20 protein-coding genes, 1 pseudogene and 1 CRISPR repeat array (1 of these 22 running past the window's edge) are annotated in these 26,634 nt (G+C 42.4%); of the genes and pseudogenes, 4 read left to right on the forward strand and 17 right to left on the reverse strand.

The window, feature by feature from the left end; genetic code table 11:
• A CRISPR array of direct repeats spans window positions 1–275; the repeat unit is 36 nt; unit sequence GTCTGAAACACTCCCTGATTCGTAAGGGATTAAGAC (it extends 313 nt beyond the left edge of the window).
• A 334-nt stretch (window positions 276–609) separates the two neighbouring features.
• Together FHS24_RS03130 and ssb are read left to right on the forward strand one after the other, a co-directional pair.
• Window positions 610–1,434 (forward strand): methyltransferase domain-containing protein, encoded by an 825-nt coding sequence (locus FHS24_RS03130; protein ID WP_183618574.1) that lies wholly within the window; start codon window positions 610–612, stop codon window positions 1,432–1,434.
• A gap of 63 nt (window positions 1,435–1,497) precedes the next feature.
• A pseudogene (gene ssb, locus FHS24_RS03135) lies at window positions 1,498–1,854 on the forward strand (single-stranded DNA-binding protein); the annotation flags it as partial.
• Between the two features lie 170 nt (window positions 1,855–2,024).
• On the opposite strand, the gene FHS24_RS12550 reads toward ssb, so the two are convergent.
• Window positions 2,025–4,835, reverse strand: coding sequence for a tyrosine-type recombinase/integrase (locus tag FHS24_RS12550; RefSeq protein WP_183618577.1), 2,811 nt, complete (start codon window positions 4,833–4,835; stop codon window positions 2,025–2,027).
• An 11-nt stretch (window positions 4,836–4,846) separates the two neighbouring features.
• Window positions 4,847–5,845 carry a 23S rRNA pseudouridine(2604) synthase RluF gene (gene rluF / locus FHS24_RS03145; RefSeq protein ID WP_183618579.1) on the reverse strand — a complete coding sequence of 333 codons (999 nt, stop codon included), beginning with the start codon at window positions 5,843–5,845 and terminating at the stop codon, window positions 4,847–4,849.
• Between the two features lie 509 nt (window positions 5,846–6,354).
• Between rluF and FHS24_RS03150 the strand changes: the two genes are divergently transcribed.
• Window positions 6,355–7,350 carry a diaminopimelate dehydrogenase gene (locus FHS24_RS03150; RefSeq protein WP_183618581.1) on the forward strand — a complete coding sequence of 332 codons (996 nt, stop codon included), beginning with the start codon at window positions 6,355–6,357 and terminating at the stop codon, window positions 7,348–7,350.
• 177 nt (window positions 7,351–7,527) lie between these two features.
• On the opposite strand, the gene FHS24_RS03155 is transcribed toward FHS24_RS03150, so the two are convergent.
• The 13 genes from FHS24_RS03155 to FHS24_RS03215 all read right to left on the reverse strand — a co-directional run bounded on the left by FHS24_RS03155 (window position 7,528) and on the right by FHS24_RS03215 (window position 22,466).
• A complete protein-coding gene (locus FHS24_RS03155) occupies window positions 7,528–8,241 on the reverse strand; it encodes a DarT1-associated NADAR antitoxin family protein (protein ID WP_183619147.1) in 714 nt (237 codons plus the stop codon).
• An 85-nt stretch (window positions 8,242–8,326) separates the two neighbouring features.
• Window positions 8,327–8,929 (reverse strand): hypothetical protein, encoded by a 603-nt coding sequence (locus FHS24_RS03160; RefSeq protein WP_183618583.1) that lies wholly within the window; start codon window positions 8,927–8,929, stop codon window positions 8,327–8,329.
• A 348-nt stretch (window positions 8,930–9,277) separates the two neighbouring features.
• The gene (locus FHS24_RS03165; RefSeq protein ID WP_183618585.1) at window positions 9,278–9,937 is read right to left on the reverse strand and encodes a glutathione S-transferase; all 660 of its coding nucleotides are present in this window, start codon (window positions 9,935–9,937) and stop codon (window positions 9,278–9,280) included.
• A 303-nt stretch (window positions 9,938–10,240) separates the two neighbouring features.
• Window positions 10,241–10,876, reverse strand: coding sequence for a hypothetical protein (locus tag FHS24_RS03170; RefSeq protein ID WP_183618587.1), 636 nt, complete (start codon window positions 10,874–10,876; stop codon window positions 10,241–10,243).
• Window positions 10,877–11,166: 290 nt separating this feature from the next.
• On the reverse strand, window positions 11,167–11,751 hold the full coding sequence (locus FHS24_RS03175) for an alpha/beta hydrolase (RefSeq protein ID WP_183618589.1): 585 nt from the start codon (window positions 11,749–11,751) through the stop codon (window positions 11,167–11,169).
• Window positions 11,752–11,808: 57 nt separating this feature from the next.
• A complete protein-coding gene (locus FHS24_RS03180) occupies window positions 11,809–12,723 on the reverse strand; it encodes a hypothetical protein (RefSeq protein ID WP_183618591.1) in 915 nt (304 codons plus the stop codon).
• 713 nt (window positions 12,724–13,436) lie between these two features.
• Window positions 13,437–15,482, reverse strand: a complete 2,046-nt coding sequence (gene betT / locus FHS24_RS03185; protein WP_183618593.1) for a choline BCCT transporter BetT — start codon at window positions 15,480–15,482, stop codon at window positions 13,437–13,439.
• A gap of 318 nt (window positions 15,483–15,800) precedes the next feature.
• Entirely contained in the window at window positions 15,801–17,501 is a 1,701-nt protein-coding gene (gene betA / locus FHS24_RS03190) for a choline dehydrogenase (protein ID WP_183618602.1), read from the reverse strand.
• 118 nt (window positions 17,502–17,619) lie between these two features.
• A complete protein-coding gene (gene betB / locus FHS24_RS03195) occupies window positions 17,620–19,146 on the reverse strand; it encodes a betaine-aldehyde dehydrogenase (RefSeq protein ID WP_183618604.1) in 1,527 nt (508 codons plus the stop codon).
• Window positions 19,147–19,339: 193 nt separating this feature from the next.
• The gene (locus FHS24_RS03200; RefSeq protein WP_183618606.1) at window positions 19,340–19,912 is read right to left on the reverse strand and encodes a TetR/AcrR family transcriptional regulator; all 573 of its coding nucleotides are present in this window, start codon (window positions 19,910–19,912) and stop codon (window positions 19,340–19,342) included.
• 14 nt (window positions 19,913–19,926) lie between these two features.
• Window positions 19,927–20,112: a hypothetical protein gene (locus FHS24_RS03205; protein ID WP_183618609.1), complete on the reverse strand. Its 186-nt coding sequence runs from the start codon at window positions 20,110–20,112 to the stop codon at window positions 19,927–19,929.
• Between the two features lie 520 nt (window positions 20,113–20,632).
• A complete protein-coding gene (locus tag FHS24_RS03210; RefSeq protein WP_183618611.1) occupies window positions 20,633–21,766 on the reverse strand; it encodes a flavin monoamine oxidase family protein in 1,134 nt (377 codons plus the stop codon).
• Window position 21,767: 1 nt separating this feature from the next.
• Window positions 21,768–22,466, reverse strand: coding sequence for a cupin domain-containing protein (locus FHS24_RS03215; RefSeq protein WP_183618613.1), 699 nt, complete (start codon window positions 22,464–22,466; stop codon window positions 21,768–21,770).
• Between the two features lie 106 nt (window positions 22,467–22,572).
• Here FHS24_RS03215 and FHS24_RS03220 point away from each other — a divergent pair, with 106 nt between their 5' ends.
• Window positions 22,573–23,508 carry a LysR substrate-binding domain-containing protein gene (locus tag FHS24_RS03220; protein WP_183618615.1) on the forward strand — a complete coding sequence of 312 codons (936 nt, stop codon included), beginning with the start codon at window positions 22,573–22,575 and terminating at the stop codon, window positions 23,506–23,508.
• A 160-nt stretch (window positions 23,509–23,668) separates the two neighbouring features.
• Here the strand turns inward: FHS24_RS03220 and amaA are convergent, their stop codons facing one another.
• Window positions 23,669–24,955: an L-pipecolate oxidase gene (gene amaA, locus FHS24_RS03225; RefSeq protein ID WP_183618618.1), complete on the reverse strand. Its 1,287-nt coding sequence runs from the start codon at window positions 24,953–24,955 to the stop codon at window positions 23,669–23,671.
• 17 nt (window positions 24,956–24,972) lie between these two features.
• A complete protein-coding gene (nhaC, locus tag FHS24_RS03230) occupies window positions 24,973–26,433 on the reverse strand; it encodes a Na+/H+ antiporter NhaC (protein ID WP_183618620.1) in 1,461 nt (486 codons plus the stop codon).
• Between the last annotated feature and the right edge of the window lie 201 nt (window positions 26,434–26,634).

Below are 26,634 nucleotides of genomic sequence, written 5' to 3' on the forward strand. Positions count from 1 at the left end.
CGACTAGGTCAACATGCTCATCAATAGGAAAGGTCTGAAACACTCCCTGATTCGTAAGGGATTAAGACTTCTCTAGCTTGCTGGCAAGCTTGAAATTGGTTGTCTGAAACACTCCCTGATTCGTAAGGGATTAAGACCACAAATACTGCCTCCATAAAGTGCATCGCAATGTCTGAAACACTCCCTGATTCGTAAGGGATTAAGACATACTGAATGACTCTAGGTAGTCACACTTATTGGTCTGAAACACTCCCTGATTCGTAAGGGATTAAGACTTGTTGAGTAGCTTCTTCTTTTTGCTCGATAATGTCTGAAACACTCCCTGATTCGTAAGGTGAACGAGGAAGTAACGAAACACTGTTTCGTCCGAGTGCAAGAGAATTTACATTTTCGTAAATTCTGTCCAACTAGCTACAACAGTCTGAACAGAAAACCCTAACTTCCTATAAAATCTTGCAAAAAAGCCGTCTACCAGTGCGAACTGATAGACGGCTTTTTTGTTGTGCTCAATTTATGCATTGTTCGCAAGCTTGTCATTTTATGAGATGTCGTACAAAAGAGCTGATAATCAACTCAACACATCAAACAACCTCCATAAGAGTAATGACTATGAAGAACCAACTTCAGCTTCAGATTGACAGTGCTAGCGAGTCTATGAATGACGGTTTCGTTGATTACTATAAGAACATGGTGAGCTACTTTCATCAAAACCATGCTCAGAATCTAAGCTATGGTGATTTTTCTAGTCGCACTAATAGAGCGACAAATGCGCTCATCTCGGAAAAAGAAGCCATATTTTATATTGTCGCTTATGGCTGGCAGCATCACCAAAGCATGCAGCACCTATTGTCTCAAACGATCGACGTTACCAGTGAGCCACAAGAAAATACCCGCGTGGTGGATTATGGCTGTGGTCAAGGCGTGGCGACATTGGCGTTTATGGACTATCTGGCAAAAAAAGGCGTTGCACAACAAAGCGCGCTTGAAATACACTTGATTGAACCATCCAAAGTCAGTTTGGACATTGCTAAGCTTTTAATTGAGCGACTGGCAAAAGTCTATGGCATGCAAGTGTCTATCCATTGTCAGCAGCGCACACTTGATACTGCACTCATTTCCTTGAATAGTGAATGTACCGAAACCTTTCATCTATTATCTAATGTGATAGATATTCAAACGGTGCAAGCAACCCTCCCAAATCTAGCAAAGCAGATGAATTCTTGTACAGGCAAGAACTTCTTACTCGCTACTTGCCCAAGATATGCCAATGCACAAACTGGCTTTCGCCTACTGCAGCAAACCATGGGGTTTGCTGACCACCTCTATGATGAGTGCTGGGATATGACTTATGAGATGTACCGTGTCATGCAAGCATGCTGGAGCCAACACACCTCAACACAGCGTATGGCCATGATGTCATGGATTAGTCACTAAATATCGTCTATTCAACTGTTTTAAGACTAGCTGATATCATCAACTTTTAATGAGGACACATGTATGAGAGGCGTAAACAAAGTAATGGTTATTGGTCATTTGGGTACTGAACCAGAAGTTCATCAATTCGCTAATGGCAATCGTGTCACTAATATCTCCGTCGCTACCTCAAATCAGTGGACAGATGCTAGTGGACAATCAAGAGAGTCAACAGAATGGCACAGGATTAAGCTATTCAATCGCTTAGGCGAAGTTGCAGCTGAGTACTTAAATAAAGGCAGTAAGGTATATATAGAAGGTAGTTTACGTACGCGGAAATGGAAAGATGATAATGGCTTAGATCGCTACATCACCGAAATCCACGCCAGTAGCATGCAGATGCTTGGTGATAACAGCAGAGCTGATACGCAAAAGCCAGAAGTTGTTAAACCTATAGCTCAGCATACTAACCTACCAAAACCGACTGTGATGCCAGATTACCCTATCGATGATGACATTCCATTTTAGGATATACCTAAGACTGTGCTTAAACTATTCGTCAGCTCATAGGTACGCAGCCTGACAGTAGAAGACAGTCTGCATCAACCTCCTCAATCATTATTCCAGTCAAGCTGTATCACTAACACCTCTCCCAAAAACTTCAAGACACCGGAAGATTCATAACTAGCTTGTCTTTCAGATTTGGATTTCATTTTTCTGACAATCCTAACTTCAAAGCCTATACAGTTTTGGTTGGCTTCTACCCTAATGGCACTATTGAGTTTATGCTTCTTCTTGAAGTCTCTAACCTCCTTTATACTACTAGAAGTCAGTTGCCAATGCTGAGGAGCAATAATTTCACAGCCTATCTTCAAAAATTCAGCCAATAGCTCATGTTGAGATTTTTTAATACCAAATTTTAAGTAAGATCTAGAGGTAATGTGCTTTTGCTTATAAATACTGACAAACTCTCGTAATTGATCAGGTTTCTGTACGGACATGTTATAAGCGTTATCCAATGCCGTGGTAATGATTGCTTGAGCATTTTGACCTTTGACTTGAGTGATGAGCTTGTCGTTATTATTTAGGTTACTCGCATTTTTGTATAGCTCGCGTGCATTGAGTAAATGAATACCGTGTCTTATCGCTATATTTTCCAACTCTTTTTCACGCAGCTCAGGTTTAAGGTTGTCTACCTCTCTTATAAAGCTTATAACAGCATCATATCTTGCATCAATAAAAATAGAGCGATATATTCCCTCACCTTCATTATTATGCTGGATAAGTTGAGAACTCATATCAGGTGCTGTAAATAAAGGAGTGTGATGTGCTTTTAGCTTTTTTGCAAAATAAGGTCTTAATTTCTTTAACACTACTGTCTTAGTAGATTTGTTATAAGCCGTTTTATCGTGATAATTGACGGTTTGGTAATCTATACCAGTTATAATTTTCAGCACAGTAAAAGGTATTTCGATTTTAGCTTTCCTCAGCTGCCATCCTGCTAATAAATGTGCGGTATGGATATAATGCTCAAAGGTAGTGTCACAAGTGAGATGACCTACGAAACTTGCTAATCCAAACCAAGCACCTTGATTTTGATGATAACCTGCCAAGCTATCAGCGATGTTCTGGCATTCATCCAAGGTATAGTCGGTCAGCACCTCTGCTAATGCCGAACCGTTAATAGCTAGCGCTAATTGACTGATTGCCGTATGCCTAAGGCTATGAAAAGTATAATTATGATTATCTTGTCCAAGTACTCTATCCCATAGTATTCTCATCAAATTGCTAAAAAAATACGTTGGGAGTGGCTGCCTACTAGCCCCTTGTGAAAATAAATAGGACGCACCCATTCTTTGTTGCTGAGCAATAAACAACGTAACTATTTTTAACTCATCTTCCTTTAAAAGCGCCGCCAATAATACTCTTCTTTTAGCACTGCTACTTTTAAGACGTAGATAAGGGTTTGGCGTCAGTACAATACTAATATCCAAAAGGGCTTTTACATTCTTGAGTTTTATACCTGCAAGCTCATTAATGCGCATGCCAGTACGATACGCTAAAATTAATATCGTCTGGCATAAAAGCGTTTGACTCTTGTTTAATTCAGATGCTTGTAGCGTTTCATGCATAGGCTTATACACCCGAGGTGAGACCATGCTCGCTTTGACGACCTGTTTGTTTTCTCCCCATGCAAAAACTACATCAGGAGCTTCGAAATACTGCATCTGGTATCGGTGAAAAGCGCGTATCCGTCCGTAAGTGTAAGACTGGGTGTCTTTAAGCTCATCTAAGCTAGTGGATTGTTGACTCTCATTCTTTGACTCTTTATTTTCGTCTAGCACCTGCGTTAAATCAGATATTGGTTCCTCTAAATTGTCACCCCCACTATTCTTGATATTGTCATCATCAAGCCCAATATCATCTCTATCATCGATCGGGTCTTTCTGCAAAACATCTTTTTTACGAGCATCTTTGACTTTACTTAAGATAATTTGCTCATATATTTCTTCATAATCATTGGTACCCCATTCCTCTAATTCTTCATCCATGGTCAACATAAGCCATTCACGTCCAATACAACCTACATATTTACTGACTGAGTTTAGGTTGGTTTGATTGCCTTCTAGTAAAAATAATACCCAACCTAGCAGACGTATGGCGTTGGGCTGAGTAAACTCATCTTTTATGTTGTTAATAGTATCTTTGGCAGATGATTTAGTCCCTTTCAGTCCCTCTTGAATGAGCTGAATGATATTCTTGCTAAAAGCGGGATAGCTTTTACTAGGCTTAGAGGTATCGTTCGATGATGTGCTTTGAATAAACAGCTTTTGCCAAGTAATAGCTGGCTGGGTACTTTGAATAATTTCTTGGTTATAACTAAGTAGTTGCTCAGTAGGTAGTGACGTACTTTTAAGTTGTCCTTGCATGACTAGACTGCCAGCGCCATCGATAGCACTACCAGGCCACTGCCGCCAATGAAAATTAGCGTATTTGATAAGATGTGATAAATGAATTTTTTTTGGATCTCGGCAAGTAAGTTCAAACTTATTGTTCAATCCTTTGATAATCGTCTCAAACTGCTGTATTTCACGCTTATTTATACCAGTATCACCTAAAGCGTATAGAAACATAAGACTTAGGTCATCAGGAACATAGCGAGTCAATGAATCATCGTTGCCATCAACTCTGCAACCATATTTGTCATCTCTGATCTCTAAAGGGATCACGAGCAGAATTTTATCAGTATCTAACTTCTTATGATGTTCAGTCTGTTTTTCTAAATCAACAAGATGCAATTTTCGATCGCTAAAGACCCACTGATATAACGCCTTTAATGCAGATAAATCATTTAGGCCGCCGAATATAATACTGCTATACTCTTTAGATGAGAATCGGTGCCTTTTGAGTGGCGCTTCCACTACCCATAACTCTATCGTTTTGAAGAGCGCGAAGAACCTCGACCTTTCGCAGGGCGCTTGCCATTTGCAGCAGGTTTGCCCTTACCACTGGGCTTCTTGCTATCACCAAAAGGACGCCTATCTTTGCCTTTAGAACCCGCTGGTTTTCTAGCACCATCTTTGGGATGTTTAGCATTTCCCTTTGCTGTGCCCGCTGGTTTTGAAGATTCTTTCGACTTTGACGAAGTATCAGTACAAGGTTTTTTTCGTGGCGACTTACGAGGTTTCTTAGCAGCAGTACTGTCTTCCGAAGAAGAGTCTTCTATAGATTTAAGTAAAACCGATAACTCTTTTGGGGTTAAATCTCGCCAGTCTCCAACGGGAAGACCCTTAAGACTCACATTCATAATACGTGTGCGCTCAAGCTTTACAACTTCATAGCTAAAATGCTCACACATACGACGAATTTGACGATTCAAACCTTGCACTAACGTGATATTAAACACGTTAGGTGACACCTTAGTGACCGGACATTTTTTGGTCATCCTGCCCAAAATAGGCACGCCACCGGCTAAACCCTCAATGAAACTATCTGTTATCGGCTTATTTACCGTCACCACATAATCTTTCTCATGGTTATTACCAGCACGCAATACCTTATTAACCAAATCGCCATTGCTCGTTAAAAAGATTAAACCTTGGGAATCTTTATCCAAACGCCCAATCGGAAAAATACGTACGCTATGTCTCACAAAATCAACAATATTGTTTTTCTCAGAGCTTTCCGTGGTGCTCACAATGCCTACTGGTTTATTCAACGCAATAAAAACGAAATCATCTGCTTCTCGTGGCTCAATAAGCTGGCCGTTAACTTTTACGACATCTCCAGCAACTACTTGCGCACCTACTTGGGCACGCTTGCCATTGACGTACACATTACCTTGTTCAATAAAGCGGTCAGCGTCTCGCCTGGAGCAAATACCGCTTTCGCTAATGTATTTATTTAAACGAGTCGAAGAAGCGTTAAACATAAAGCACCGTTTTTACCTAATAAAAAGCCCTTTTTACTAAGAAAAAGACCTAAAATGAATGGATTATCAATAACGAGATAGCTCGCATTATATAGGAAATTCAGTTCACGTTTCAGGAGAGATGGACAAAAACCTATCTCTCATTGTTTAAAGTTACAAGTAGTCTCATAACCGTGACCATTACTTCGTTTAAGTTATAGTAATAAAGGTTATTCAATGTCAGTTCAGAAAGAGATTTTGATTTAATTTAACTAGAAGATTTAGCCCTGCTCCATGCATCTTTATGAGCATCTAAATCACAGTTCAAATTTAGTATAACAGCACCCTATCACTTGTTATAGTTATCCTCTAAAATAGATACCATTTGTGTAAACCATCAACGTATTACCGTTCAGCTTACTGCAAACCCTTATTGCATAACAAATACTAATTAGATAGCATGTGCTACTTGATACTTATCACAACAGCAGTAAGTGACTGTCTGCTACATCAACGTAAGGCTAATCATAATGACCCCAATAATTAGAGTCGCCATCGCCGGTTACGGTAACCTCGGCCGCGGCGCCCAAGCCGCCATCAAACAAAGTCCAGACATGCAATTAGTCTGCGTATTCAGTCGCCGAGATCCTGCCTCCATTACCCTCATTGACCAAAGCGTACCCGTGTACGCCATGGACGATATTGCCCAATATAAAGACGACATAGACGTGCTGATATTATGTGGCGGCTCTAAGTCTGATTTGCCTGAGCAAGGTCCAGCGTTGGCTGGTTTATTTAATATCGTTGACAGTTTTGATACTCACGCTAAGATTCCTGAGTACTTTGCAGCACTTGATATACCTGCTAAGCAAGCTAACAAAGTAGCCATGTTGTCCGTCGGTTGGGATCCTGGTTTATTCTCTATCAACCGCTTATACGGCGAAGCCATTTTACCGGTTGGCGAAACCTATACCTTTTGGGGCAAAGGCTTAAGCCAAGGACACTCAGATGCCGTACGCCGAGTAGATGGCGTTAAGTCAGGCGTACAATACACCCTTCCGTCAGAATCTGCTATGGCACGGGTACGAAATGGCGAGCAGCCAACGCTGAGCACCCGAGAGAAGCACACCCGCGAATGCTATATTGTATTAGCAGATGGCGCAGATAGCGATGCCGTACGCAATACCATCGTGACCATGCCGGATTACTTTGCCGACTACGATACCAAAGTGCACTTTATCGACCAACCAACGTTTGAGCGTGAACATCAAAAGATGCCTCACGGCGGTTTTGTCATTCGCAGTGGCGTGAGCGGCATGGATAATGAGCAAAATAACCAAGTGTTGGAGTTTTCATTAAAGCTCGGTAGTAACCCTGATTTTACCTCTAGCGTGCTCGTGGCCTATGCCCGCGCTGCCTATAAAATGAACTTGGCAGGCGAATCTGGTGCCAAAACTGTACTCGACGTCGCACCTAGTTTATTATCTCCTAAGTCTCCAGCTCAGCTGCGTAAAGAGCTACTATAAATGTCTGCTCTAAACTAAAGATAAAGATTGAACCACAAAAAAGCACCAAACCCATTAAGGTTCGGTGCTTTTTTTCTAGTCTGGTTTTTAGTGAGCTATGCTAAATAAACAGTAGAAATCTTTCTACGTGATTTAAAGCTAATTGATGATGTATAAAAATTTTTCTTTACAAATTATTTAGACCCAACCGTCTTCCAAAAGGTGCTCGGTGTTACTCACTTTAAACTCATGATATAAGTTAAAAAATACCGTTGGATCTTCAACATTATCAAGTAACCCACGTTTATTGAGCGCGACAAACATCGCCAGCGCATAAGCCGCACAATGGATAGATCTTTTAGGATTAAATTCACGATCGGTAAAAGCTTGATATTGCATGACTTCCTCATGCAGATGAGTATTTTGCTTCAGGGCATTCACATAGAGCCAGTCATAAAATGTAGTCAATGGCTCTACACTCCATTCCATGCCAAAATAATCATAGCCAATCAGCTCACCTGATGTTATTAAGCGCTCGTCTTTTTTGGCTTGTCTTGGTGGTACTGTCAGCAAGTCAGTATAGGGACCACCATCCTCAAAAATCATGCTGCTTTGAAAGGCATTTTCGACACTATATGCTTGACCATCATACTCATTGGTAAGTTTTAAGCTCAATGGACTGAGCGGAAAACTCAACTTATTGCCAGACTTACTCGATAGCTCTAAGACATGACTAAAGCCATATTTTTTGCGAATGACTTGATGCATATCATTGATAGATTTTTTCTTTTGGCGACTGGCAAACCCCACATGCCGCTCAAACCTCACCATGTCCGTCTTGACCAAATTGTCACTATTGACTCTAGGCATGAATACCGGTCTGTGTTCTACCGCGCTTTGCGTTTGTTCCATAGGGTTCTGTGTTTCTTGCATTGCAATATGCCTTATATCTTAATTATCAATGGTCTTGTATAAATGTACTTTTATAACATTTCTTTTATAGCTGGTGATGTGCAATATAAAGTCGTGCTTCATCGTCGCGGCCATTATTGAATACTATCCTATATCCTTTAATCACCCCAGCGAATGGAATCTTACCCCGCATCGCCTTATAGTGTGCAATTATGCAATCATTAATGATGTCTAGCTGCTTTTGACGCGGCAATAACCTGACGTCATCATCCAATGAGATGCGTTTAAATCTATCAACCGCCATATACGAATTGAATGACGGCCTAAAGTGTTCATTAAATGTGATATCAGCATAAACAATCGGTGTGATGGCATTTAATAAATGACTGGCATGGCGCTCTAGCTCTGTTAAAAGTTGTTGGTATACCGTTTTATTAATCTCCAAAACCGTACATAACTTTTCAACAAATTCTGAGGCAGCATACTTAAAATCATAGGTTGTATTAGTCAGTCCCAACGCAGGACTGGATAGAACTGTTTGCAAGCGATTAATGGCTTTGTCTGTCGTTTTAGGATGATTATGATACCCCATTAGCGTCAGTATTTCATGATGGGATAGTGCTTTTTGCTCGATGCGTTTTAAAATGATAGATTGCAGTGTCGTTGTCGATTGACTAGAATTAGTCATATGAGGCGCTCCTTTTACTCTGTGTATGCCAAAATAATTCAGCACAGTCGCTTTAACTTTACAGAGAAAAAGGAGTTGTGCGTTTTACCAGTTATTGTTTTTCATCGTGCTGGAAGTAGCGTTAAACCCACGATGTCCTTGTATATTAGCAAGGATAAAAATATTTGTCGAGCTGTACGCTTTCTTCGGCATAGATGATATGGCTTACCAACGACCAAAGAGTAGATAGAGATGAGAAGTGGTTTAATATTATGATTACGCTATAAAAAAGACACTAAATCTCATAAGCCTGACACCTCCAACTTACCTACAGCACGTGGTTTGTATTTATCGCAGTCAGACTAAATCTTAGCTTATTGAAGACAGAGGAAAAACCACCACCTCATCCCCATCTTGCCATGGCTGAAACTTGGTCATCGCTTGTAAAAATAGCGGATGCTGAAGCCAGTCCTGTAGCCATCGCTGTAGATTCATATAAGGAAGACTATAAAAAACATCGCGATTCACATTCGCAAATTGACGGACAAAAGGCATAATACCGATATCAGCGATGGTTATACTCTCCCCTAACAAATAAGAGTTTTTAGTTAATAACTCCTCTAAAAGCTGTAAAAATACTTCACCCTGTTGTCGATACTCTATTTGGCTCATCTCGAGATGACGGTCGGCGTATTTGTAGCGATCAAGCCAATATTTAAACTCATTGTCGTTTTTATCAATCAGCGCATTCGCTTGATGCAAAACCTCTGCATTAAGTAATTCTTGCGAATCTCGCTGCGCAAGCGCCCATGTCACTATCTCTCTACTCTCTTCAATTACTGTCCCGTCTAAAAGCTGTAAAACAGGCACAGTACCTTTTGGGCTAATCGCTAGCATTTGCGGCGGCTTATTTTTCAGCGTTATCTCGCGCAGCTCCACCTGCAGCTCGGCAAACAGTATGCCAAGTCGGACACGCATAGCATAAGGACAGCGACGAAAAGAGTACAGACAAGGATAAGAGGAAGTCATAGAGGTGTTTCGCAGTTTGATTAATTTTTATCGCTTTAGACTTAAAAAGTATTATTTTATTGCCAATTATTGTCAAGGTATGGGCAGATTTTAGAAGTGATTTTGAAAATTATAATAATAGCTTGGCTTATCATAACAATGACCGTACTGACCTTCAATGGTAGGCTTGAATCTTAAAAGGGTCTACTCGATATAAAAAAGCCTCACTATCATAAAAAGTAGTAAGGCTTGTGTTTAATCTAAAACATTGTAAAGGCGATTTTTTAGAATTATAAGACTATAGAATTAACATTGCTTAGGCTATTAAACACTTTTAGATTTTGGCAGGTCATACTCGACTCTATAGACTTCTTTATCTTGCAGTTCAATAATCAAGCGATAGCCTTTTATAGTGCCATCGTACGGTACATTAGCCCCACGCTCTTGATAATGCGTGCGGATACGCTCTTTAATAATGCTTTTACGCGCAGCTTCCTCTAGTTTAGCAAATCCAATTGGCAAATCTACATGAGTCCAAAGTGATGCGCCCCAACGAGACAACCAATTTGCGTTACCATCAAAATTAAAATCAACATCGGCGTGTAAACGATATTGAGGTTGCGGCTTAGAACCCTGTGCTATCTCATCCTTAATCTGGGCGATATCTTCTGCAAATGGCTCATAAGGCAAATCGAGCACCAAAAATAGCTTGGCTAAAAACTCATCGGCGGTAAAGTATTTATCTCTATAGCTGCCATCAAGGCCAATATGTTTATTAGACAACACATGACGTAAGCGTTCACAGGCAGGCATGGTATGTTTTAAAGGGTAACCCATGGCTTTGACAATATCTTGCGCACGATATTCTAACGTATCTATTTGAGCGATGACGTATTGTGCGAGAGGATGACACGGCTGATAACGGCGAGTATATTTGGATAGATTGGTGGATTGGCTCATGATAGTGAAGACCTTAGATTCCTATAACTCCGACGAAAAAGTATAAAATCAGGCACAAATGAGGATGTCGGAGTACAGGCTCATGCGCTTTACCAGGATTGTTTTATATCGTGCTGGAAGTTGCAAGGTTTATACGCCACCATTGATTGCAATTATGATAATTTGCAATAACCATTGGCAACGACAAAACTGTTAAACCCACGATAGATAATTAGATCGTTTAATAATGATAGCACATCAGCTCATAGAAAATAAATACGAGATAATGACTTCTTTTTTAAAGAAATATCCTAATCTTCACCATGATACGTCGCTTCATCCATCCAAACGATAGGGTCTTCACACAAATGTACCAAGTGATACCAAATATCACTGCTACGGGCGATACGGTGATGACCGCCGTCAAAATAATCGATTTCCCAACTATCAGGCAGATTGACTAAGGTTCGTTTGGCGACCGCCACATCTAAGTTTTCATCATCGACTTCCACCATGACTCTTACCATCTCAGTGTTTGACGTTGGAAAAGACAGTTTCATATCCACCACTGCTGGAATACGATCTGATAAAACCTCACTTGGATAAATACAAGGCGCAATCAATAGCGCCCGCAAGTTATATTTATGGGCAAAATGATTGGCAAACCAACCGCCAAGCGAATGCCCTGCCAGCACTACGCGTGGATACTCATGCATCTTCTCCTGAATTAAAGCGTCATAAATCTCAAATATTTCTGCAAAATTGTCTCGATAATTGACCGTTTGGCAATATTTCGGTTCACGTGTAATACAAGTATATTTACTGGTCTCACAACTCGAATCGAGACCATGAAAAAACAATAAAAACGTCTCATTATTTTCGATAGGAAACATCATAGCTTTTTCCTTTTTTCATTATTATTTAGATTTATTGTTATTAATCTGGCCAATTATTTAAACCGCTTTTTGATTGGCAATCTGCGCTTGGTATAAACTCAAAATCTCTGCACAAGCTTGTACTGAGGTATTTTTTGCAAAACCTTTATTAAACCAAAAATCATAAACGGCTTGGACAATGGCTTTCACTGCTTCAGCATCTTTTGGCTTTTGCTCTGTTAATTTACGCGCAATGTCTTTTGCCTGAATATCAGACTCATTATAGGGCGCACTCCAGCCCACACAATAGCGATAGAGCACATCATTAATGGCCAATATAAATATGGCTTCAGCCACACCATACTGATCGATAAATTGCTCTAACACCCAACAGCGCTCCTCATAAAGTGCAGGCTCTATCGGCATCTCATCACGCTCAGTCACACACTCACTACTCACTACGTGCGAGGGCTTACTAAAATTCTCCCAAAGTAGTGGATAAGACCCGCCAATACCGCCCTTCTCTACTACGTTAAAACGCCAAATACCATAATGCGTATCAACGCCCTTATAAGGCACACTAATAAACCACTGCATCAGCGCATCGCTATCATAAATGATATGAATACTGCCAATACGCACCCCTTGCTTAGGTAAAACGTCCGTATATAAACAATCCATGTCATCGCTATAAAGTCTTACTTTTTCTACGTTCTCAGCGCTAATATCACCAAGCTTAGCCCTCGCTTCATCTATGTTCCGGCACAGCCTAAACGGCGCGACAAAACTCAATATGTCATCAGTATTATTGACAAAATACACATCGGTTTCATAATTATTTATCGAAACCGTCTCAAGATAAAACAATGGGCTTTTACGTACGCGCCCTTTCTCATGACTCGCCAGTGCCGTTATTCCAGACAGTTTTGCGCCATCTGACCACTGCACATTGTCTATCCGTTTTTGCTCAAATTGATACGTTAACTTTGTCATCTTCATATCCTTATTATTTTGATTTTAGTTTGCGCGTTGCAGTATTTTTCGTATTGTTTTTCGTACTGTTTTCTTATTTCTTGGGGTTTATTAAGCGCAATTTTAAGCCAGCCGAGTATATTCGCCATTTTGTAAAATGACGTTATTAGCTATAAAGTTAAGTAAGTTAATCGGTTTTAGAATGTAGGATTCGGTGTTTTTTCTAATTGTTTAGCCGTAGCTGGTCATTATCGTAAAGCTGCTTTTTTTATCGTTATTACTCTTAAAAAAATTAAAATCAACGAGCGTTTTTCTGATTATCAATCAATATGTTTTTTGGGGCTTAGATTTGGATTTGTACAGGCGAAGTTGTTTAGGAGTAAACGAAAATAACATTGCTAAAAAGGACACTGTTAAAAGTGTTTGTTAAAGACAACTCAGTTAAGAAGTGAAGCGTTGCGCCCCGAGGGTTAACTGTTTGTCATGTTATTTTTGCCTGACTCAATAACTATAATATAAAACCTTATGAAAATAAAGAGGCTAAAATAAGCCGCGCGACAACTGCTGTCGCTCAATCATTTATTATTAGATTTATCATTCAATTCACTATTTATTGAACGAATTTATATAAAAAACCCCATAAGCTGTATGCAACTTATGGGGTTATCTTTTGCCAAATTGTTGATCGAATGTCTAAAATCTAGCAAGCCATCTACTAGCTTTTGATGAATGAATTAACGCTCTAAATGGAGATACTGCATATGACACTCGTACTGATGCAAGATATCAACCAGCACTTGCTCTTTGGTGTAACCAACCAAGTCATATTCTTGCGAGCCGTCACTTAAAAACACTTCAGCACGGTAATAAAACTCGGCCTGCTTGCTTGAAGTATTTAGTGTAAAGTTCGGACGCTCAGCTTTGATTAGATTAACTTCGTAAATAAAGTCATCTTCATCACCATGACCGACGCGCAGTTTCACCCCATCTATCTGACCGTCATCTTCATCTATCCCAGCATCTATATCTTTACCGATACTCGCCAGATTTCGGATATCCAATGAGGTTTTAAGGCCACCATCTTTTAGCTCTTTTTCAACCTCAATCATGGCAGGCTTAACGACCGTCTGTAAAAAGCGTTCGACCTGTTTATGGCTTGGGAAACTGACGATACGTTGCAATCGTGCTTTCCAGCCTTTACCACTATCAAGTACATTTGCCGTGCCAACGGTACTGGCTTTGCGCTTATTACCTTCCTCTTTTAATGACTTCCACATAGCCATCATGTAAAGCACTAAAATAAGAGAGAACGGCAAACCGGCAATCACAGAGACTGACTGTAATGACGCGAAGCCACCAGCGAACAATAGACCCAGAGTAATCAAACCTGTAGCTGCCGCCCAAAATAAACGCAACCAAACTGGCGCATCGGTGTCATTGGTCATACCTCTTGAACTTAGGTTAGCAAGGACTAAAGCGCCTGAGTCAGCAGAGGTCACAAAAAATATCAGTCCAATAACCACGCCTGCTAATGAGAAAATATCACTGTAAGGAAAGTATTCAAACAAGGCAAACATACCCATCGCCGCATCATTGACGGCAATTTCACCAAGTTCGGTAGCACCATTCGCAACCAAATCTATCGCTGAATTACCAAAGATAGAGAACCATGCAAAGATGAAACCAAGCGGGATAAACATCACGCCAAACACGAATTCACGCAAGGTACGACCGCGGCTAATACGCGCGATAAATAAGCCTACAAAGGGTGCCCAAGCAACCCACCATGCCCAGAAAAATATCGTCCAACCTGACTTCCAATCAGCGCCAGCCTTACCGTCATAAGCATAAACATCAAAGGTTTTAAAAACAATGGTCTGAAAGTATTGACCAATATTTTGGGTAAAGGTATTTAGTAAATAAACCGTATTACCCAGCACCAATATCGCCAATAGTAGCAATATTGATGACAGCATATTAAATTCAGATAAACGGCGTACGCCTTTTTCAACGCCCGTCATCGCAGAGATAGCTGCAGCAATAACCACGCCTAAAATAATAAGGCTCTGCACCATTTTGCTAGATTCGATACCGAAAACATGAGTCAAGCCCGCATTAGCCTGCAATACCCCAATACCTAAGCTAGTCGCAATACCCATTAAGGTACAGACGACGCCAAAGGTATCAATACCATCACCTAGCCAGCCTTTAATCAAGCGCTCACCAAAGATAGGAGTCAGTGGTGACCGTAAGGCGAGCGGCATGTTTTTACGATAAGCAAAGTATGCCAATGCCATCCCGATTAGCGCATAAATACCCCAACCATGTAGACCCCAATGTAAAAAGGTCTGCGACAGTGCTTCACGCATAGCCTCGGCACTGGCAGGCTCAAGTCCTGTATGCGGTGTTAAATAATGCATCAAAGGCTCAGACGCACCAAAGAACAATAAATCAATACCGATACCCGCAGAGAACAGCATAGCTGCCCATGCTAAAAAGGGAAACTGGGCTTTTTCGTGGTCTTGCCCAAGCTTGATATCGCCGTACTTAGAAAAACCAACAAACAAGGCGAAAATACTATAAGCGGCGACCACCAGCATGTAATACCAGCCAAAGCTCTCTGATACCCATGCCATGCTAGCGCTTAATAATGTCTCACTATAATCTGGAAACGCAATCGTCCAGATGATCAATAAAATAGAAATAATCGCTGAGCCTAAAAAAACCGTCTTATTTAGGGTCAGGGGTTTCGTCGCATCTGCTGATGGCGAGCTGTACATAAAAGACCTCAATAGGTAAATTAAACAGGGTCTGATATTGCTTTGTCCGTCATAACCTTATGACTGATAATCCCATAACGTATAAATAACCACATGACGCACAAAGCAGTACCAATAAATGAAATTTGCTAAATCAACAATCTGTGAAAATAGCAAAATAAACGATAAACAGAAGCAGCCTCAAAGGCTTTATATTCTTAAATGTCAGTGCTGATAGAAAGCCTTTCCTGTGAAAGGACTTCTTTTTTTGAAATGGTCTTATATTATTTATTGTCCGATAGCCGATACCGTCGTTCAAACACTTGTTTAAACAGCCTTTTAAATAACAGAGTTATAAACGCGCATTGGTTCGGCTCTGAGCGGTGCGCCATTGGCGACATAATAATCTGCTGTTGAGCGTGGTAGCTGCACACCGCGCATCTTATCGACGATTTTTTCGGCAAGCATAATGGTGGTCGCGTTCAGATTACCACTGATGATATTTGGCATAATCGACGCATCGACGACACGCAGGCCATCGATACCGTGTACCAGCCCTTTTCCATTAACCACCGAATCATTGCCTTCGCCCATCGCACAGGTACAAGACGGATGATAAGCGGTTTCGCTATGGTTACGGACATACTCATCCAACTGTGCATCGGTAACCAAATCATCGGTTGGCGCAATAGCTCGGCCACGATATGGGTCAAGCGCTGGCTGATGCATAATCTCACGCGTGATACGCATGGCAGCACGGAACTCTTGCCAGTCCTGCTCATGCGACATATAGTTAAATAAGATACTTGGATGCGCGCTTGGGTCTTTCGAGGTCAGCTTGACACGACCGCGACTTGGCGAACGTAATGAGCCCACATGCGCTTGGAAACTATGAGATTTCACTGCACTACGACCATCGTAGCGCACTGCTAACGGTAAGAAATGGTACTGAATATTAGGATGAGTGAATTTTTCATCGGTACGAATGAAGCCACCCCCTTCGAACTGATTTGACGCGCCGAGTCCGGTGCCATTAAATAACCATTCAGCACCAATCGCTGGTTTATTCCACCACTTATTGGCAGGGGCTATCGAGACTGGCAACTTACATTCATATTGCATATACAGCTCTAAATGGTCTTGTAGATTATTACCGACCCCTGGTAAATCTAGAATCTCATTGACGCCCAAATCTTTAAGCCATTGACCAGGACCAATGCCCGAACGCTGTAACAGTTGCGGTGAAGCAATCGCGCCAGAGGATACAATCACTTCACGAGACGCGTAGAAGTTTTTAGTTTGACCTTGATGGGCGACTTTGACGCCGACAGCACGCTTGCCGTCGAATAAGATGACATCGGTCAGTGCACCAGTTAAAATCGTAATATTGCTACGCGGTTTGGCATGGTCAAGATAACCACGAGCTGTTGATGCGCGGCGGCCATTAGGTGTCACAAAGCGATCCATTGGACCAAAGCCTTCTTGTTGATAGCCGTTTAGGTCATCAGTACTTGGATAGCCAGCTTGCACGCCCGCTTCTATCATTGCTTCAAATAGCGGATTAACCCCTGGTTTTGAGGTGGTCATTTCAACCGGACCACCGATGCCATGATAGTCGTTCTCGCCAGCGTCACAGTTTTCTAGTTTTTTAAAGTAAGGTAGGCAGTCCGAATAGGTCCAATCTTCTAAACCTTTAATTTTGGCCCAATCGTCAAAATCTAGCGCATTGCCACGGATATAGCACATACCGTTAATCAGTGATGAGCCGCCAAGCCCTTTACCGCGACCGCAGTCCATCACGCGGTTATTCATGTAGGGTTCAGGGTCAGTTTTGTAGCCCCAGTTATAAGTGGTTCCTTGTAACGGCATTGCGAGCGCCGCTGGCATCTGCGTGCGAAAGTCTAAGCGATGGTCCGGACGACCCGCCTCTAACAGCAACACCTTAATGTTGGCATCTTCGGTCAATCGCGTGGCCAGCACATTTCCTGCTGAGCCTGCGCCAACGATGATGTAGTCATACTCAGGTGTGGTTGATGTCATAAAACGCTCCATAATATTAAAAAATCCATCATTTCATATCAGTAAGGCGGTGCAAAAAGACATAATTAGTCCTAATAAGCCAACCTTACTATTTTAAAAATTTTTACAATACAACTGCTTAAAATACTGATTCAAACTTACCCAGCTCTACTTGGATAGATTTGGTCTGAGTATAGTGCTCAAGTGCTTCAATGCCATTCTCACGGCCAATACCCGAATGCTTATAACCGCCAACTGGCATTTGCGCTGGTGACTCGCCCCAAGTATTTAACCAGCAAATACCCGCTTCAATCTGACCGATTACTCGATGCGCTCGGGTCAAGTCCGCAGTCACCACCCCTGCTGCCAATCCATATTCGGTATCATTGGCACGGCGAATGACCTCTTCCTCCGTCTCATACGTCAATATTGACATCACTGGACCAAAGATTTCCTCACGTACGATAGTCATATCATCGCTGCAATCTGTAAATACAGTCGGCGCGACAAACGCACCGTTGGCAAGCTCGCCTGTCGTGATACGTTCACCACCCGTTAATAGACGCGCGCCACCCTCCTTTCCTTGCTGTATATAGCCAAGTACTCGCTCCATATGCGGGAAGCTGACCAATGGGCCCATGTTGATATTTTCATCCATTGGATCGCCAAGCTTGATACGCTCAACACGCGTTAAGATGGCTGCTTCAAACTTTGCTTGTAGCGACTTAGGTATAAAGACGCGCGTGCCATTGGTACAGACCTGACCTGTACTATAAAAGTTCGCCATCATCGCAATATCAGCGGCGGTATCGATGTCAGCGTCTTCAAATATAATCAGTGGCGACTTACCACCAAGCTCTAGGGTCACGTCTTTAAGCGATGATGATGCCGCACTCGCCATGACTTTTTTGCCCGTTGGTACGCCACCGGTAAACGAGACTTTGGCGATATCAGGATGCTGGGTTAATGCTTCGCCGACTTTATAATCCCCTTGCACAACGTTAAAAACACCATCTGGTAAGCCTGCTTCTGTGAAGATTTCTGCCAATTTTAATGCAGTCAATGGCGTAACTTCTGATGGTTTAAAAATCATCGCATTACCAGCGGCTAATGCTGGCGCAGCTTTCCACATCGCAATCTGAATAGGATAATTCCATGCACCAATACCTGCGACCACGCCAAGCGGCTCGCGGCGGGTATAGACAAAGCTGCTATCACGTAATGGAATCTGACGACCTTCAAGCATCGGTGCAAGACCTGCATAATACTCAACGACATCAGCACCAGTGACGATATCGACATACCTGGTTTCAGAGAGCGCTTTACCGGTGTCTTTGGTTTCGAGCAATGCCAGTACATCATTGCGTTCGCGTAATAGTGCAACCGCATTTAACAAAATACGGCTGCGCTCAACCGCTGTCATCGCTGCCCAAATTTTTTGACCTTGCTGCGCCGCTTTTACCGCTTCCTTAATCTGCTCATCAGTCGTTTGCTGAATGGTTGCTAGCACTTCACCCGTCGCTGGATTAATATCTTCAAAAGTGGTTAACGAATCATCGATAGCCAAATAACGACCGTTGATATAAGCGGTTTGTATTTGCTCTAAATCGATGACGTCTTTTAAGTTGTTTAGCTCTGTTTTTGAATCAGTATTTGTAGCTGTCATAGGTTCTCCTATCGATGACTGGTAAAGGCTTTATAATATAATCAAGCCAACACCAAATAATGTCGTCATGGGTTAAGTATTTAAAAAAATTTATATCATTTATTTCTAAAATATTTTCTTTCAGTGTTTCTTTGATAAACGCTTGAAGCGACGCATTTAAAGCATTGTGTTCAAATCAAAGCAAAGCGGCGTTTTACTCATGCTCAGGTTGGGTCATTTTTAGCAAACGCTCACGTAATGATTTTTTATCGGATATATTAATGCCGGAAAAATCAGAGAGCCAAATACCATCAGCGACCAGACGCACCATACATAGCGTTTCAGTATTATCAGTTGGTTTATGCTTATCTAATTGCGCATTTGACCACTCAGCCCACAGCTTGCGCAGCTCACTGTCCGCCAGCATCAATACATATAAGGTTGCCTGACTATCAAACTCTTCCTGCCCTTTTTCGCCCAAGCTAATCGTGGCATTGATGTAGGCACGGGTAAACGAACCGTAAGGCACTGGGTCTTTGGCCATTGCCTTATCGACCTCTGTCTCAAACTTTTTCATCGCGTCATGGAATACTTCCAAAATCAACGCATTCTTGGTGGTGAAATGATGCATCACCCCACCTTTAGTCACACCAACTGCATCAGCCACTGCTTGAAAAGTAACTTTAGACAACCCTTGCCCTAGCGTGATGCGTGCTGCCTGATCAAGCAGCGCACGACGAACGATTTCTGGCTGTTTTCTACGTTTATAAGGATTTTCTGTTTTCATTTTTATCTCGATGTTTATGCACCAAAGAGTTTGAGAATAAGTTTGTCGCCACTATTGCCGCTGTCTATGCCATCAATAATTCTGACAATGTTCACAATGCTAATAATGGCAACTACCGCCGTATAACCAGTCTTTACTAAATATCTTGCGCCAAGCACTTGAAAGATAATGACTCTTGCAAGCTCTTCATAAGCTTTCATTATTGATACTAAGACGCAGATGTAAGGTTTCCGCCTTAAAGAAAATGTGGATTATTTATTTATCCTAAGCTTAGAGAGCAGTTTTATAAGGATAAAATTATATATTGCACAAAAGAAACCACACGGTCGGTATTTTATAGAAATAATACAGCAATGTGAAGGGCTAGTATGTATCTGGGTTTTACAGAACATTATTCTAGATAAAATTGTTTGAGAAAATACTATTTTAGAAGATGCTGATTTAGACCACACTGGCTTAAATAAAGCCGCATGGTCTAAATATAAAGAGAAATTAATGTTGAAGTTTTAAATCAAGTAGACTGATAGAGATTATTAAGTATCAATCTTAGGCTCTGGCAGTATCAAGCAATTGCAGTACCAACCAGCTATAGTAGAATTACTTTAAAATCAATACAATGCGACTAGGATAAATTTTTCGTAGCCTCTGTCATAACAGCAAGCAAGGAAAATTTATACCAGTCGCACATAGCTATAACGTAGCGCTTTTATTTTGAACTGACTATGCTATCGACTCAGGTAAATTTTTAACGCCGATGCTTGCTGCATCGATAGCGCCCGCAATATAACCGGGGAACTGTGCTGACCACTCGCTACCTATACCGATCAGACCGTTTGCCCATATGCCAGATAGTGCTTTAGACATAGGTGCAGCGGCATGCTGAACATCACTATTAGCATCGGCAACAGTTGCCGTAAAGAGCTCTTGCGCCCAATCTTTAAGATACTCAGCCTTAGGCGCGTCTGCTTGCTCCCCAAATAAACGTACCAGTTGCGTGCGACAATGGGCCTTTAATACTTCTGTAGAGACACTTTGACGTGCGGCTGCAGGTACACCTATAAACCCAAATAATGCCCCGCTGCCATCTGCCACTGATGCATCATGAATCTCGACCATCGGTCCTTGTCCGCTGCGTGCTGAGCCTGACAATCCTTGTTTTTGCCAAAATGGACTGTCATAAACAGCAAGGTACTTAGCGTGCGGCGCCATCCAAGTGGCCGTTCCTCTCCACTGCGTCGTGAGATTGGTCGGTAACGCTGGCTCAAAGGTTATGCTTTCTTCTGCCAATCTAGGCGGTAGCGCCAGTAACACATGCTGCGCTTGCCATTGCTGTGTCTGACAAATGGCCACTTGCCCAGACTCATCTTCGCTAGTGATTTCAATATACTGCCCAGTATTATGTAGCTGACGCACTTTTTGATTAGTCAAAATCCGTGTGACATCTAGACTATGATAGAGCGCGTCAATCAATGTCGCCATACCACCCTTAAGCCGCATAGACGGCGGCGCACTTTTGTAGCCATGTGTACGCATAGCAGGCTCATTAGGTGAGCGCTCAACCAGCATATCGCCCTCCTCGAATTGCGCAAAACTCTCTAATTGCAATTCATCAATCAGACGCGCCAACTGCTGCTGATATTCTGGCCAAAACCATGATGGTCCCAAATCAAAACCATTCATGCTATCTGTTATTTGTGCAGTATTTAAATCCGTTGGCCGCGCTGTCACAATACGACCGCCCAAGGTTGGACGCGCCTCTAAGAGCACATAATCAACGCCTTTTTTCTCTAATAAATAAGCCGCATATAAGCCACTTAAGCCGCCGCCAATAATCGCTACAGATACTGTTTGCATATTATGCTCCTTCTACGTCAGCGCCGATGATGTGAGATAAATGACCAGTTTTGAGATAAGCCGTGACACCTTGCGCACCTGCTTTTATTTGTGGCAGCGCATCTACTGATAAGCGTATCCAACCACCGCGTCCGTAGGTTTGAGTATTATCTGGTAGCTCAGCATCTATCAGCTCGCCGTCTAGTACCAGTATCTCAGCGCCGCCTTTGACAGCTTCAGTAAATAGCACTTTATTAGCATCTAAGCGTTGTAAGCTGACCTGTTCGCTATCATCTGAGAATAAATGACAGACATCACGATTACCTTGTTTCTGCCAATTTGCCGTATCGTTGGTATCGATGGCAACATAACGTGCCTCTTCTGCTGGCATTTGCCAAAGTTTGACAAAAATAACTGCTCCCTCTTTACTATACGGCTGATGGCCAGAGTTTGGTGGATTGCGTAAATACCATCCCGCTGGATAATCGATGTTATCTGCCGAAAAAGTACCCGACAAGACCAAAATTTCTTCGCCGCCCGGATGCAAATGATGGGGAAAATAGGAATCAGGAGCATAGCGCACGATACTGGTGGCACGGGCTTTTTCTGCGCCGACACGGTCGAGCATCACGCGCTCGACGCCATTTTGCGGTGATGACACCCATTGATAGTGTTCGGGTGCTAATGAAGCACGGCAGGTAAAATCTGCATTAATGAGCATAGGATGTTTTCCAAAGATAAGGTTTAATGCCGTCAATTATCTACTGATTTACATCGGCTGACAAACGAGATAATATTCACTTATCTAAAAGAAAATGTTTGCCACTATGAAGAAAGTCGTGTATTTAAATGCCCTACGTGCCTTGGAGGCGAGCGCCCGTCATCAAAGTTTTTCTGCGGCGGCAGAGGAGCTAAACGTGACTCCTGCTGCCGTTGGACAACTGGTTCGTAGTTTGGAGAATTCAGTAGGATTACCGCTGTTTTATCGCAAAACCAGTGGTAAATCGCGCTTAATCCCCACAAAAACCGTCGAGCTGGCATTGCCGCATATTCGGGCGGGCTTAGATAACTTGGCAAAAGGATTGGCGCAGTTACAAGAAGGCTCAAATAGCGGCATGCTCACGGTGACTGTCAGCCCTGCCTTTGCCGCTAAATGGCTGTTGCCGCGCATTGATCGATTCCAAGGCCTACAGCCAGATATCGATGTACGGCTTGATACCAGTGCTAAATCAATCGACTTTGCCGTTCAAGACGTCGATATCGGCGTGCGCTATGGTGCTGGGGTTTGGGCAGGATTGCTGAGCGAAAAGCTGATGGAAGAAGAGATTTATCCGGTTTGCTCGCCACAATTATTACAAGGAAAAAACGCGCTTGACTTGACCCAAGAGATGCTTATCCATGACCGCTCCATGGATGGCTTTATCGGTTTTCCTTCGTGGGATGATTGGCTTGCACAATCAAGTTTAACCAATGTAGCGCTCACCAAAGTAGATACCTCGCGAGGGATGCAAATCAATAACTCAGCAGCAGTGCTACAAGCGGTCATCGATGGTCATGGAATTGCGTTGGCGCGTAGTGTGATGGCACGTGATGATGTCGCTGCTGGACGCTTAGTAAGATTATTTCCTGAGATTACCTTTAGCTCGCCATTGGCTTATTACGTTGTTTATCAAGCAGAATCTGCCAATATGGCAAAGCTTAAAGCCTTTCGCGATTGGCTGTTTGCAGAAGTCTCGTCCACTCATGAGAACAAATTTATTTAAGTATAATCAGCTCAATATAAAAAGGTATAGGCGATTCAATATAAAAAAATATAGCCGTTTCAATTTAGAGAAAAATACTGCCTAAACCTATTCAGCGGTTTAGGCAAAGTTCAGCATTCTCCTCAGAATAGGGCGTGTTCTTATTCCCTACCCAACTTTCCTACCCAATGATTCTCAAGCATTGACCCGCATGATATAAAGTCAGTCCCAACTCAGTAAAGCCTGACTTAACGCTTCCAAAAGAGACTTTTGCCTCTTCTAAGGTCTTAAACGGTAAGGGAATACTCTCTCTATTACCCGTCATTATATAATCTGCAAAGCATTTACCCATTAGCGTACCTGTCGTAATGCCGCGACCGTTATAAGCTGTTGCGGTCAGCAAACCCTCAGCGGGCTCCATGACTCGAAAAATGTGATCTTGCGTAAAGCCAAAGCTACCAGTCCATTCATACTGCCACTTAAATGCTGGCAAATCTGGATAATAGCTTTTTTGCACCGCATTGGCCCATGATTGATAAAAGGATTTTGGTTTAAGCTGTGTACCACCCACCGTTCCCAATAACAGGCGATCATCGTCATCACGGCGAAAGCTAGACAAGGCCAAGCGTGTATCCCACGCCCCTGTTTTGTATGGCAAAATCCGATCTGCCGCCTCTCCGCTGAGCGGCTCAGATGCAATCTGATAATAATAAACCAGATAAAATGTCTTTTTAATTTCTGTCCATTCGCCTTCGGTATAAGCGTTGGTTGCAATAATGACGCGCTCAGATTTCACGCGCGCTTTAGAAGTCCTTGCATACCAATAGCCATCCACCTTTTCTAATGCTTCAACAGCGGAATGCTCATAGATAGTGACGCCAAGATCTTTTGCTACTTTGGCCAGCCCTCTCACATAAGCCAGCGGGTTTATGGTACCAGCACGGTGATCGAGTAGTGCCTTATTGATATTCTTGGTACCACAATACTCATGGCATTTACTGCCAGTTAATACCTCAACATTCGCACCGCGACGGCTAAGCTGCTCGTATCTAATATCGACATCGACTTCACCTTTAGCGTTATGTGCCATATGGATATTACCGGCTTGGGTGGCTTGGGCATCGATATTATAACGCTTGATTAAATCAAACACTAAGCTTGGCGCTTGTCCAAGGGCTTCTGTCAGACGCTCACCTGCTGCTTCACCTAGAGCAATATTCAAATCATCAGGGCGCGCCCAAGTACCTGCATTGACGAGCCCTACGCTTTTTCCTGAGCCGCCACTGCCTATCGTATGGCTCTCTAAGAGGATAACTTTGACACCTTTTTCTGCCAAATGAATCGCAGCCGATAACCCTGTATAACCACCACCTATGATACAGATAGTCGCTTCAGTATCGCTATTCATCTGGCTATAGGTATCAATAATAGGTGCGGTCATATTCCACAAACATTGCTCTTGCAACATCTTATATTCCTTCTAAATTACACGTTGTCTACAGTGGAGAGCGTGCTTGTGTCGTTATTAACAATAGGTTCTTCACGGGGAATAAATTTATCTAAGAATACCCATAGCAAGCCAAATAGCGGCGATAACCAGCAGGCAAAGGCAAATGGCGCATAAGTAAGGGTCGCAATACCTAGGGTTGCCGCAACGAAACTACCACCCATGTTCCAAGGAATCAGAGGAGATAACAGGGTGCCGGTATCTTCGATAGAACGGGTAAGCGTCGTGCGCTTATAGCCCATTTCTTGATATTTGTCTTTGAGTAGACGGCCTGGCAATACCAGTGTGGTATAGACGTCACCGATGAGCGTACCAACACCAAGAGTGCTGAGATAAGTGGTAATTACTAGGCCAAATCTTGATTTCACCATCTTATTAATTTTCGCCATTATGGCTTTGAGCGTACCGTAATGCTCAATGGCACCAACGAAGGCTAAGGCAAAGATGGTCAAGGTCACAACCCAAGTCATTGACATAACGCCGCCTTTAGACAGCAGTTGGTCGACGACAGCAAAGCCTGTCTCACTGACAAAGCCATTTTGTAGGACGTTAAAGATATCGTGAACACCCACGCCTTGCATAAAGAACGCAACTAAGCCTGCAACTACTACACCTGATAATACCGTTGGAATAGCAGGCATTTTCATTACCGCCGCAATGACAACGACTACAGCAGGTAATAAAGTAATCACGCTCAAGTTATAGTTGGCCGCTAGTGAGGTTTGAATTTCTTTGATCGAAGATAAATCGACATTTTCTGCACCGTAACCCATCCCAATCCAAGCGTAGATAATTAATGCAGTCACCATGGCAGGTACAGTCGTTGGCAACATGCCGCGAATATGATCCCAAAGCTCAACACCAGCCGCTGCTGGCGTTAAGTTGGTGGTATCAGATAAAGGAGACATTTTGTCGCCAAAAAAAGCACCAGAAACGATAGCGCCGCCCGTTAGTGACGGCGGGATTCCCAAGCCTAGCCCAATCCCCATCATAGCAAGACCGACTGTACCAACCGTGCCCCAAGAGGTACCGGTTGCGACAGAAATAATGGCACAGATAAGACAAACAGAGACTAAAAATGATGAAGGAGAAAAAACGCTAAAACCGTAGTATAAAATCGTAGGAACGGTACCAGCGATAATCCAAGCCCCGATGAGCATACCAACGCCCATCAAGATAATCATGGCCGGTAGACCAATTTTGACAACCTTTAAAAAGCGTTGTTCCATGCCGTCCCAATCACGGCCACGCAGCTTCATAAACAAGCCTGTGATTAAAAGACCGCAAGCTAAGGGAATGTGAGGGGTAAAATCTTTGAATACAAAAAACTGAACCATCAGAATAATGGCAGTCAACACCAGAGGTGCAATATCTAATAAAAAACTAGAAGACGGACCGTAGCCATCTTTAGCTTCGTCATAAGGTTTATCATCCATCATAAGACACCTACCTTCCTTAGTAGTGGATACTGTTGTCATAGATATAACAGTAGTGGGAACAACCAATCCATGGCTGCTAATAATGCTAAAAAAACGCTGAAAATAGTACTAAAAAGGGAGTAAAAAAGCCTGTTTTTGAAATCATGAATAGTTATTCATCACTTCCGCAGGCTTTCATACTAAAACGATAAATACTTAATA

Origin of the sequence: Psychrobacter luti, assembly GCF_014192115.1 — a bacterium.
Taxonomy (GTDB): Bacteria; Pseudomonadota; Gammaproteobacteria; order Pseudomonadales; family Moraxellaceae; genus Psychrobacter; species Psychrobacter luti.